9 protein-coding genes are annotated in these 11,358 nt (G+C 43.0%); all 9 read left to right on the plus strand.

The annotated features are described in order from the left end of the window. The first annotated feature begins 492 nt into the window (after positions 1 to 492). Positions 493 to 1,356 carry a putative manganese transporter gene (locus tag AB5213_RS16405; protein ID WP_117557042.1) on the plus strand — a complete coding sequence of 288 codons (864 nt, stop codon included), beginning with the start codon at positions 493 to 495 and terminating at the stop codon, positions 1,354 to 1,356. Positions 1,357 to 1,412: 56 nt separating this feature from the next. Continuing rightward, a complete protein-coding gene (gene mscL / locus AB5213_RS16410) occupies positions 1,413 to 1,877 on the plus strand; it encodes a large conductance mechanosensitive channel protein MscL (RefSeq protein ID WP_022220518.1) in 465 nt (154 codons plus the stop codon). Positions 1,878 to 1,919: 42 nt separating this feature from the next. Next, entirely contained in the window at positions 1,920 to 3,005 is a 1,086-nt protein-coding gene (gene trpS / locus AB5213_RS16415) for a tryptophan--tRNA ligase (protein WP_117834635.1), read from the plus strand. Positions 3,006 to 3,039: 34 nt separating this feature from the next. Further along, positions 3,040 to 4,386, plus strand: coding sequence for a phosphoglucosamine mutase (glmM, locus tag AB5213_RS16420; protein ID WP_118219484.1), 1,347 nt, complete (start codon positions 3,040 to 3,042; stop codon positions 4,384 to 4,386). 190 nt (positions 4,387 to 4,576) lie between these two features. Continuing rightward, positions 4,577 to 6,136 (plus strand): hydroxylamine reductase, encoded by a 1,560-nt coding sequence (gene hcp / locus AB5213_RS16425; RefSeq protein WP_368276966.1) that lies wholly within the window; start codon positions 4,577 to 4,579, stop codon positions 6,134 to 6,136. 196 nt (positions 6,137 to 6,332) lie between these two features. Continuing rightward, positions 6,333 to 6,707, plus strand: coding sequence for a GntR family transcriptional regulator (locus tag AB5213_RS16430; RefSeq protein WP_008368566.1), 375 nt, complete (start codon positions 6,333 to 6,335; stop codon positions 6,705 to 6,707). Between the two features lie 25 nt (positions 6,708 to 6,732). Beyond that, positions 6,733 to 9,180: an ATP-dependent Clp protease ATP-binding subunit gene (locus AB5213_RS16435; protein WP_368276967.1), complete on the plus strand. Its 2,448-nt coding sequence runs from the start codon at positions 6,733 to 6,735 to the stop codon at positions 9,178 to 9,180. Between the two features lie 101 nt (positions 9,181 to 9,281). Then, the gene (locus tag AB5213_RS16440) at positions 9,282 to 9,692 is read left to right on the plus strand and encodes a hypothetical protein (RefSeq protein ID WP_008368562.1); all 411 of its coding nucleotides are present in this window, start codon (positions 9,282 to 9,284) and stop codon (positions 9,690 to 9,692) included. A 157-nt stretch (positions 9,693 to 9,849) separates the two neighbouring features. After that, a complete protein-coding gene (gene radA / locus AB5213_RS16445) occupies positions 9,850 to 11,208 on the plus strand; it encodes a DNA repair protein RadA (RefSeq protein ID WP_055156105.1) in 1,359 nt (452 codons plus the stop codon). Positions 11,209 to 11,358: the final 150 nt, after the last annotated feature.

Consider the following 11,358-nt stretch of genomic DNA (forward strand, 5'->3'; position numbering starts at 1 on the left):
TAATTTTACCACAAAAATAGGACCTTTCGCATGAACGAATGGTCCTATTTCTTTTAGGAACTTATTTCACAGCCCCTATGAAATAAAAGGCACTGCGTGCCGGAGATGCGCACTCGCACGAAGATGAAGAATGTCGCAAGCGACCGCGCTCGGCGCGAGAATGTGCCGAGGCACATTCTTTCTTATTGCTATAGAAAATGTACCGGGGCTACTGGTCTGGTTCTCACCAATAAAGTAGAAGGGCAAAGCAGCAGAAATAAATGGGATAAATTCTATTTTGTGCAATGGAGATGAAACTCAAAAATCGTGGAAGCCTCTGCTGAACACGATTTTCGCCCTAAGAGGTTCATCGGAATGGTTTGCACAACTTGAATTTATCCCATTTATTTCTGTTGCTTTGCCACACTAATTTATTCTACTTGCTTTTTTGTCAGCGACAGTGTAAAATGACAAAACGGATTAGAATAGTGAAACCAAGAAGGGAGATACAAGATGGAACTGTTTATAGATATACTAAAAGATACAACAATCGACACTGTGAAACTGATACCTTTCCTTTTTCTGACATACCTTGCGATGGAATATCTGGAGAATAAAGCCGGTCAGAAGACGGTGCGGATGCTTCTTGGAGCAGGGAAAAAAGGACCTGTGATCGGTGGGATCCTGGGCGTTGTTCCGCAGTGCGGATTTTCGGCAGCAGCAGCAAATCTGTATTCCGGTGGAGTCATCACAGTTGGAACGATGATCGCTGTTTTTCTGTCTACATCAGATGAGATGCTTCCGATCCTGATCTCAGAGCAGGCGGATGTCCGTAAGATCATGGCAATTTTAATCGGAAAGATCATCGTTGGTATTGTTGCAGGGATTCTGGTTGATATCGGAGTGCGGGTGCTAGGCAAAGGATACCAGAGAGGGCTGCACATTCATGATATCTGTGAGCATGACCACTGTCACTGTGAAGAAGGAAGCATTGTAAAATCAGCACTCATCCATTCGGTACAGATTCTGGTATTTATATATGTAATTTCTTTTGCGTTAAATGCAGTTGTGGAGTGGATTGGAATGGAAGAGGTCATGAACGTGGTGACGCATTATCCAATTGCCGGAATTTTTCTGGCTGGTCTTGTCGGCCTGATTCCGAACTGCGCAGCTTCTATTACAATTACGAAATTTTATCTTGAGGGAGTCTTAAATGTCGGCAGTATGTTTGCCGGACTTTTGTCATGTGCCGGAATCGGACTGATCGTGCTTTTTAAGACGAACCATAGTTGGAAGAAGAATGTGATGATCGTCGCAACACTTTACGGAATCAGTGTAGTGTGCGGAATTATAGTGGAAATCCTGTTTGGAATGTAGTACAATATCCTTATATGGTGCAGAAGACTAAAAGGAACGAGAGAAGAGGATTTGAGATGGCTAAAAAAGGATTTATTGCAGAATTCAAAGAATTTATTGCAAGGGGAAATGTAATGGATCTTGCAGTCGGCGTTATTATTGGTGGTGCATTCCAGTCGATTGTGAATTCTCTTGTAAATGATATGATCATGCCGGTGATCAGTCTTCTGACTGGTGGGGTCAATTTTTCCAACTGGGTGATCCGGATCGGATCTGGTGAGAATGACACGATCAAATATGGCAATTTTATTACAGCGGTGATCAACTTTCTTCTGATGGCACTTGTTATTTTTTGTTTTGTAAAAGTGATGAACAATCTTGCTTCAAGAACAGAAAAGCTGCTTAAGAAGGAGGAAGAAGCACCGGCAGCACCGGCTACGAAGATCTGCCCGTACTGCATGTCAGAAATCCCGATCGCGGCAACCAGATGTGCATACTGTACATCTGAGCTTCCGGCTGAGGATACGGACAAAGAAGAATAAAGAAAAGACAGGAATAATACGACAGAGAGGAACATAAAAACAATGGAGAAAATTATTTTAACAGGTGACAGACCAACCGGACGGCTTCATGTCGGACATTATGTTGGATCCTTAAAGCGAAGAGTAGAACTGCAGAATTCCGGAGAATATGACAAGATCTTTATCATGATCGCAGATGCACAGGCACTGACTGATAATGCAGATAACCCGGAAAAGGTACGTCAGAATATTATTGAGGTTGCACTGGATTATCTGTCATGCGGACTGGATCCGGAGAAATCCACGATTTTCATCCAGTCACAGGTACCGGAACTGACAGAACTTTCTTTTTATTATATGAATCTGGTTACGGTATCCCGTCTTCAGAGAAACCCAACGGTTAAATCGGAGATCCAGATGCGTAATTTTGAAGCAAGTATTCCGGTAGGATTCTTTACTTATCCGATCAGCCAGGCAGCAGATATCACAGCGTTTAAGGCAACGACTGTACCGGTAGGTGAGGATCAGCTTCCGATGATCGAACAGTGCCGTGAGATCGTACACAAATTCAACAGTGTATATGGAGAAGCATTGGTTATGCCGAAAGCGCTGATTCCGGAGAACGAAAGCTGTTGCCGTCTTCCTGGAACGGATGGAAAAGCAAAGATGAGTAAATCCCTTGGTAACTGTATTTATCTGTCTGATTCCGAGGAAGAAGTAAGACAGAAGATCATGGGAATGTATACAGATCCAAATCATTTGAAGGTATCTGATCCGGGACAGGTAGAAGGAAATTCCGTTTTCACTTATCTGGATGCATTCTGTACAGATGAACATTTTGAAAAATATCTGCCGGATTATAAGAATCTGGATGAATTGAAGGATCATTACAGACGTGGTGGACTTGGTGACGTTAAGGTTAAGAAGTTTCTGAATGCGGTTATGCAGGAAGAGCTTGCACCGATCCGTGCAAGAAGAAAAGAACTGGAGAGGAAGATTCCGGAGATCTACGAGATTCTTCATAAAGGAAGTATTGAAGCTGAAAAAGTGGCAGCACAGACTTTAAAAGAAGTAAAAGATGCGATGAAGATCAACTATTTTGAAGATCAGCAGCTGATCCAGGAACAGACAGCAAGATTTGCAGAATAAAGAAAGGCTTTAAGCCGGAGGAGAGATAATAATTATGGGTAAATATTTCGGAACAGATGGATTCCGTGGAGAAGCCAATGTAGTACTGACGGTAGAGCATGCGTTTAAGGTAGGACGTTATCTTGGCTGGTATTACGGACAGGAACACAAGGCAAGAATCGTGATCGGTAAAGATACCAGAAGAAGCAGCTATATGTTTGAATATGCACTGGCGGCAGGACTTACTGCGTCAGGAGCAGATGCATATCTTCTTCATGTGACGACAACTCCAAGTGTGTCTTACGTGGTAAGAACCGAAGATTTTGACTGCGGAATCATGATTTCTGCAAGCCATAACCCGTACTATGATAATGGAATCAAAGTGATCAACAGTAAAGGTCAGAAGCTGGAAGCAGAAGTAGAAGCCAAAGTGGAAGCTTATATTGATGGGGAATCCGGAGAAATTCCGCTTGCTAAAAAAGAGGCGATCGGAAGAACCGTAGATTATGCAGCAGGAAGAAACCGTTATATCGGGCATTTGATCAGTCTGGCAACCCGTTCTTTTAAAGATGTGAAAGTCGGACTGGATTGTTCCAACGGAAGTTCTTCAAGTATTGCCAAAAGCGTATTTGATGCACTTGGAGCAAAAACTTATGTGATCAATAATGAGCCGGATGGAACCAATATCAACACAAATTGCGGTTCTACACATATTAACGTGCTCCAGGAATATGTAAAAGAAAATGGTCTGGATGTCGGATTTGCATACGATGGAGATGCGGACCGCTGCATCGCTGTTGATGAGAATGGAAATGTTGTTGACGGGGATCTGATCCTTTATGTGTGTGGCAAATATATGAAAGAACATGGTCAGTTAAAAGACGATACAATCGTTACTACTATCATGTCGAATCTTGGACTTTATAAGGCATGCGACAAGATTGGCATGAAGTACGAAAAGACACAGGTCGGCGACAAATATGTCTATGAGAACATGGTCAAGAATGGATTCATGCTGGGCGGTGAACAGTCCGGACATATTATTTTCAGTAAGCATGCGACGACAGGAGATGGTATTCTGACTTCTCTGATGCTGATGGAAGTTATCATGGAGACCAAACAGTCCCTCGGACAGCTGACAGAAGAAGTGAAGATCTATCCACAGCTTCTGAAAAATGTGCGTGTGGCAGATAAGAAGACAGCAAGGGAGAATCCGGAAGTGGTAAAAGCAGTCGATGCAGTTGCAGAAGCACTTGGAGATGACGGAAGAATCCTTGTCCGTGAAAGTGGAACGGAACCGGTAATCCGTGTCATGGTTGAAGCGGCGACGGACGAGCTTTGCGAAAAGTATGTGACTCAGGTAATCGATGTGATTGAAAAAGAAGGACTCATCGTAGAATAAAAAATCTGAAATAGAATCGTGCAGAAAAGGATAGCTTGCAGATGAAAGTCTGTGGGGCTATCCTTTTTTAGTTTGCGAACCATAGTCTGGATGTTTGAAAAATATTATTTGAATAATAAAGAAAAATGTTCTGCCGGTATAGATTTTCTATATTTTGACATGCTATTAAAAAAACATGGAGGAAAAAGAAATGGAGGAAATGTTTTGTTTTCAATGCCAGCAGACCGCTCATAACACGGGCTGCGAAGGACATACAGGTGTATGTGGAAAAAAGTCGGATACAGCAAACCTTCAAGATGAACTGACTGGTGAACTGATCCGACTGGCAAGGGCGGTTACTGAAAATGAAAGAAGCAGATCTTCGGATGAACTGATGTTAAAAGGTCTGTTTACCACGATTACTAATGTAAATTTCAACAGTGATACAGTGAAAAAACTGTCAGATGAGATCAGAGAAGAAGCAGAAAACAGAAAACCAGGAAAAGAAGCTTATAATGTACAGAAGATCTGGGAGGCACCGGAAGATATCCGTTCGTTAAAGTCATTGATCTTGTTTGGCTTACGAGGAACTGCAGCATATGCTTATCATGCATGGGCACTGGGATATGTGGATGCGGAGATTATGAATTTCTTTTATAAGGGAATGAGGATTCTGGGAGAAGAAAAAGGGATGGAAGAACTGCTTCCGGTAGTCATAGAAACCGGTAAAATCAACCTGCGCTGCATGGAACTTCTGGATAAAGCAAACACGGAAAGCTATGGAGATCCAATTCCGACAGAAGTTCCGCTTACGATAGAAAAGGGACCGTTTATTGTAGTCAGTGGTCATGATCTGCATGATATGAAGCTGCTTCTGGAGCAGACAAAAGATAAAGGCATCAATATTTATACGCACAGTGAAATGCTTCCGGCACACGGATATCCAAAATTAAAGGAATATACGCATTTGAAAGGCAATTTCGGAACGGCCTGGCAGAGCCAGCAATTTGAGTTCCATAATATTCCTGCGCCAATTTTATTTACGACAAATTGTCTGATGCCGGTCAGACAGAGCTATGCAGACCGGGTGTTTACAACTTCGGTGGTGTCTTATCCGGAGATGGTTCATATTGGTGCGGACAAAGATTTTACGCCGGTTATTGCAAAAGCATTGGAATGCGGTGGATATCCGGAAGATCATCCGATGACAGGGATTAATGGAGGAACAACCGTGATGACCGGATTTGCACACAACGCAGTTCTGGAAAATGCAGGAAAGATCGTGGATTTGGTAAAGCAGGGGAAAATCAGGCATTTCTTTCTGATCGGAGGCTGTGATGGCGCAGCACCAGGTCGGAGCTACTATACGGAATTTGCGAAAAAGACACCGATGGATACGATCATCCTGACGCTGGCATGTGGAAAATACAGATTGAATGATCTGAGGCTCGGAGAAATTGAGGGGATTCCAAGAATTTTGGATATGGGACAGTGTAATGATGCGTACAGTGCGATTAAAGTTGCAATTGCTCTTGCAGAAGCGTTTGGGTGTGAGGTAAATGAACTTCCACTGTCTATGATCCTGTCATGGTATGAACAGAAAGCGGTTGCGATTCTGCTGACACTTCTGGCGCTCGGGATCAAAAATATTTACCTGGGTCCGACGCTTCCGGCGTTTGTGTCACCGAATGTTCTGAATTACCTGGTACAAGAGTATCAGATTACCCCGATCAGTACAGTAGATGAGGATCTGAAGAAAATTCTAGGTTGAAGAGGTTTGAACGTGAGAGAAAGAAATCGGAAATAAGAAATGAAAAGCATTACTTCTGAAACGGAAAGCACAAAAAAGTGTGAGTAAGAAGAGGTAGTGCTTTTTTACATACTGTTTCCTTTACAAAAAGTGTCGTCTGTGCTAACATAAATATAACAATGGCGATGCCGGTACAATAGAAAAAGGAGTGCGTTTTATGCTGATTGAAATTGATTTTAACAGTGATGAGGCGATTTATATACAGCTCAGGAATCAGATCATTATGGGAATTGCCACTTCGACGATTCATGAAGGAGATACTTTGCCGTCTGTGAGACAGCTGGCAGATAATATTGGAATCAATATGCATACAGTGAATAAGGCATACAATGTCCTGCGGCAGGAAGGTTTTCTTCAGCTTGACAGACGAAGAGGTGCGGTGATCTGTATTGATGAAGATAAGCTGGAAGCTTTGCAGGATCTGAAAGAGCAGCTTCGGGTACTTCTGGCAAAAGGAAGTTGCAAAAACATTACGAAAGAAGAAGTTCATGAACTGGTAGATGAGATCTATGCAGATTATGAACAGAGATAGATTGAAAAAAGGAGACTAAAATTATATGGCAGAAAAGCAATATACAAGGCAGGCGCAGGAAGCGCTGAATATGGCACGGAAGATTGCAGCCGAACTGAAGCATCCATATGTTGGGACAGAACATCTTCTTTTCGGGCTTAAGAGGGTTTTTACCGGAGTTGCAGGGCAAGTGCTTGATAAGAATAAAGTCGATGAAGAACAGATGGAAAAAGCAATGGATATCCTTGTATCTGCTCCTGAGGCAGCTAAGAAGGAAAGAAAGCATCTGGAGTACAGTCCGAGACTTCGATATATTCTGGAAGAAAGCCAGAATGAGGCAGCGCAGCTTGCATCTGAAAAAGTCGGAACCGAACATCTTCTGCTTGCAATGCTCAAAGATGGAGATTGTGTGGCTACCCGTATGTTGATGACCCTGAATGTAAATATTCAAAAGCTTTTTCAGGATCTTCTGTTTGCGGCGGGAATTGATCCGAAAGAGTATATGGAAAATCAGAAGGATGGGGAAACTGTTGGCGGAATTATAGACCAGTACAGTACGGATCTGACACAGGAAGCAAGAGAAGGAAAGCTGGATCCGGTTATTGGACGTGAAAAAGAAATTGCACGTATCATGGAGATCCTGAGCAGACGGACCAAGAATAATCCGTGCCTTGTGGGAGAGCCGGGAGTCGGTAAGACAGCAATCGTGGAAGGACTTGCAAGACAGATCGCGGAAGGAATTGTTCCGGAAAGCATGAAAGATAAGCGGATCATGGTGCTGGATCTTCCGGGGATGATTGCAGGCTCCAAGTATCGTGGTGAATTTGAAGAGCGCATGAAAAAACTGATCCGTGAGGTAAAGACGGCGGGCAATATTATCCTTTTCTTAGATGAACTTCATACCATTATCGGTGCCGGTGGTGCAGAGGGCGCGATTGATGCATCCAATATTCTGAAACCATCTCTGGCAAGAGGGGAGATGCAGCTGATCGGTGCAACAACTCTTACGGAATACCGCAAGTATATTGAGAAGGATGCGGCTCTGGAAAGAAGATTCCAGCCGGTTACGGTTGAAGAACCGACAGAAGACGAGTGTATCCGTATCCTGGAAGGTCTGAAAGAAAAATATGAGGCTCATCATGATGTAGAGATCGAAGAGGACGCGTTGAAAGCGGCAGTACATATGTCATGCCGTTATATCAATGACCGTTTCCTTCCGGATAAGGCAATTGATGTGTTGGATGAAAGCTGTTCAAAAGTAAAACTTCGTGGATTTAAAGTGCCGGAGAATATTGTTGGGACAGAAATCCGCTGTGGAAAGCTGGAGCAGGAAAAAGAAGCGGCGCTGAAAGCAGGAGATATTGAAAAAGCATCGGAGCTCCATAGAGAACAGAAGGAAGCAGAAAAGAAATTAGAGCAGGCGAAAAAGCGTTTCAATAAAAAGAATGAAAAGAAAAAAGTTCCGGTAACTGAAGAAGATGTTGCGGATGTAATTTCCATGTGGACACGAATCCCGGTAACAAGACTGAATGAATCTGAGAGCGAACGCCTGAAAAAGCTGGATAAAACACTGGAGAAGCGTGTGATTGGTCAGGAAGAGGCAATCCAGGCACTTTCCAAAGCGGTAAAACGAGGAAGAGTTGGATTGAAAGATCCGGCACGTCCGATTGGTTCATTCTTATTCCTTGGTCCTACAGGTGTCGGAAAGACGGAGCTTTCCAAAGCTCTTGCAGAAGCACTCTTTGGCAATGAAGAGGATATGATCCGGGTAGATATGTCCGAATATATGGAGAAGCACAGTGTATCCAAGATGATCGGATCGCCTCCGGGGTATGTGGGACATGAGGATGGCGGACAGCTCAGCGAAAAAGTACGCAGAAATCCATATTCTGTCATTTTGTTTGATGAGATTGAGAAAGCACATCCGGATGTGTTTAATATTTTACTTCAGGTACTGGATGACGGACATATTACGGATTCGCAGGGAAGAAAAGTAGATTTCCGCAATACGGTTATCATTATGACGTCCAATGCAGGTGCCAAGGCAATCATTGAACCGAAGAAGCTTGGATTTACCCAGCAGGAAGACCAGAAGGCGGATTACAAGCGTATGAAAGCAAATGTGATGGACGAAGTAAAGCAGTTATTCCGCCCAGAGTTCCTGAACCGTATTGATGAGATCATCGTATTCCATCCGCTGAATGAGGACAATATGAAGAAGATCGTAGGGCTGATGTGTAAAGAAGTTGTGCAGAGAGCAAAAGAGCAGCTTGAAATTATACTGGTTGTGCGTGATTCTGTGAAGAAGCATATCGTTGAGACCGGAAGTGACAAGAAGTATGGTGCAAGACCGCTGAGAAGGGCAGTACAGAGCCAGTTGGAAGACAAACTTGCGGAAGCACTTTTGAATGGTGAGATCAAACGTGGAGACCATGTGGAAGCCGGTATATCTAAAAAGGAAATAAAATTTACAGTCAGAGAGATAAACAGCTAGCAAAAGAAGAAGTTTTATTATATAATAAGAAAAACGGTTCGGATGTGGAAAATTCACAGTCCACAAGTCGAAAGAGAAAGACCATTAGGAGGATTTGAACAATGACAGTAGTCAAAGAGCTTATCAGAAGTGAATTAGACGGAACACTCAGTTTCGGTGATTACACTCTGGATACAAAGACAAAAAAGGATGGATTTGAATTTCAGGGAGATATATATAAAGTAAAGACATTTAAAGAGATTACAAAGCTTGAAAAGAATGGAATGTTCGTATATGAATCTGTTCCGGGAACTGCAGTAGAGCATTTTGAAGTATCAGAAGATGTGATCTCATTCAAGGTATCAGGGACAGGAGATGCACAGATCACACTGGAACTTGAACCGGATACAGATTATATCGTATATATGAATGATATGAATGTTGGTGATATGAAGACAAACTTAAGCGCAAAGCTTAGTGTAAGTGCGGAACTTGGAAAAGAAAGCGTTGAGATCAAGGTTGTAAGAAAGTAGGACAATGATTACAGCAAGAGTTGTTTGAAGTACATAGGTATTTAAGAAAAGTAAAAGAGTCTGCTTCGGCAGGCTCTTTCTTTACCGGAAGTGTATAAACTGGGAACAGGCAAGAGAAGCAGTTGGTAATTTTTTAAGATAGATAAGGAGATGGAATATGGCGAAGGCAAAAAAGTCGGTTTTTTTCTGCCAGAATTGTGGGCATGAAGAATCAAAATGGCTGGGCCAGTGCCCAATGTGCAAGGAATGGAACTCTTTCGTGGAAGAGTGTGTGACAACATCGAATACGGCAGCAGTTAAAGCGGCAAAAGAGATTCGTATTGTACCATTGTCAGAAGTAAAGACAGAGAATGAAGAGCGGGTGACAACCGAGATTAAAGAACTGGATCGTGTACTGGGAGGCGGAATCGTACCGGGTTCTCTTATTTTAGTAGGCGGTGATCCGGGAATCGGTAAGTCAACGCTCCTCCTGCAGGTGTGTCAGAAACTGGCAAAAAAAGAACGAAAGGTTTTGTACATATCAGGGGAAGAATCGCTTCGCCAGATTAAATTGCGTGCACAGAGGATGGGAGAATTTAATGATCATCTGCTTTTGCTTTGTGAGACTAATCTGGAACTGATCCGCAATGTGATTGAAAAGGAAAAACCAGATACCGTGATCATTGATTCGATTCAGACAATGTACAGTGAAGAAGTCGGTTCCGCACCGGGAAGTGTGTCGCAGGTCAGAGAGGCAACAAATACGCTGATGCAGCTTGCAAAAGGGCTTGGGATTTCGATTTTTATTGTCGGACATGTTACAAAAGAAGGAACTGTCGCCGGTCCAAGAGTATTGGAACATATGGTAGATACGGTTCTGTATTTTGAAGGAGACAGGCATGCATCTTACCGGATTCTTCGAGGAGTGAAAAATCGTTTTGGTTCGACGAATGAGATTGGTGTATTTGAAATGCGAAGAGATGGTCTTCGGGAGGTGGAAAATCCATCAGAATTTATGCTGAATGGGCGCCCGGAAAATGCATCTGGATCTGTTGTGGCATGTTCTATGGAAGGAACACGTCCGATCTTGCTGGAAATCCAGGCGCTGGTATGCGAAAGCAATTTTGGAATGCCAAGAAGAACAGCAGCAGGAACAGATTACAACAGGGTGAACCTTCTGATGGCGGTTTTGGAAAAAAGGATTGGATATCATCTTGGAAATTATGATGCCTATGTGAATATTGCCGGAGGTATCAAGATCAATGAACCCGCGATAGACCTTGGAATCGTGATGGCGATCGTATCAAGCTATAAGAACAGACCATTTGATGAACGGACGATTGTGTTTGGAGAAGTTGGATTAAGTGGAGAAGTCCGTGCGGTAAATATGCCGGAACAGCGGGTGGCAGAGGCGAAGAAGCTTGGATTTGAGACGTGTATTGTGCCAGAAGTATCTTTGGATAGCGTGAAGAGTATTGGTGGGATCAAAATCATTGGAGTGAAAAGCATTAACGAGGCAATCGGACTGATTGAGTAGGAGAACATGTAAAGAGGAAACAGGATAGATGTGATAATTTCTGTTCCCTCTTTTACATAGCAATGATGTTGGAGTCAAAAGGTATTTTGACCCCTTTGATACCAGATTGCTACGTGCTTTGCACTCTCGCAATCCTCAAAAACATTCGTA

This window comes from Coprococcus sp. RTP21204st1_G4_RTP21204_210225, assembly GCF_040915385.1.
In the GTDB taxonomy this organism is placed as follows: Bacteria; Bacillota; Clostridia; order Lachnospirales; family Lachnospiraceae; genus Allocoprococcus; species Allocoprococcus comes.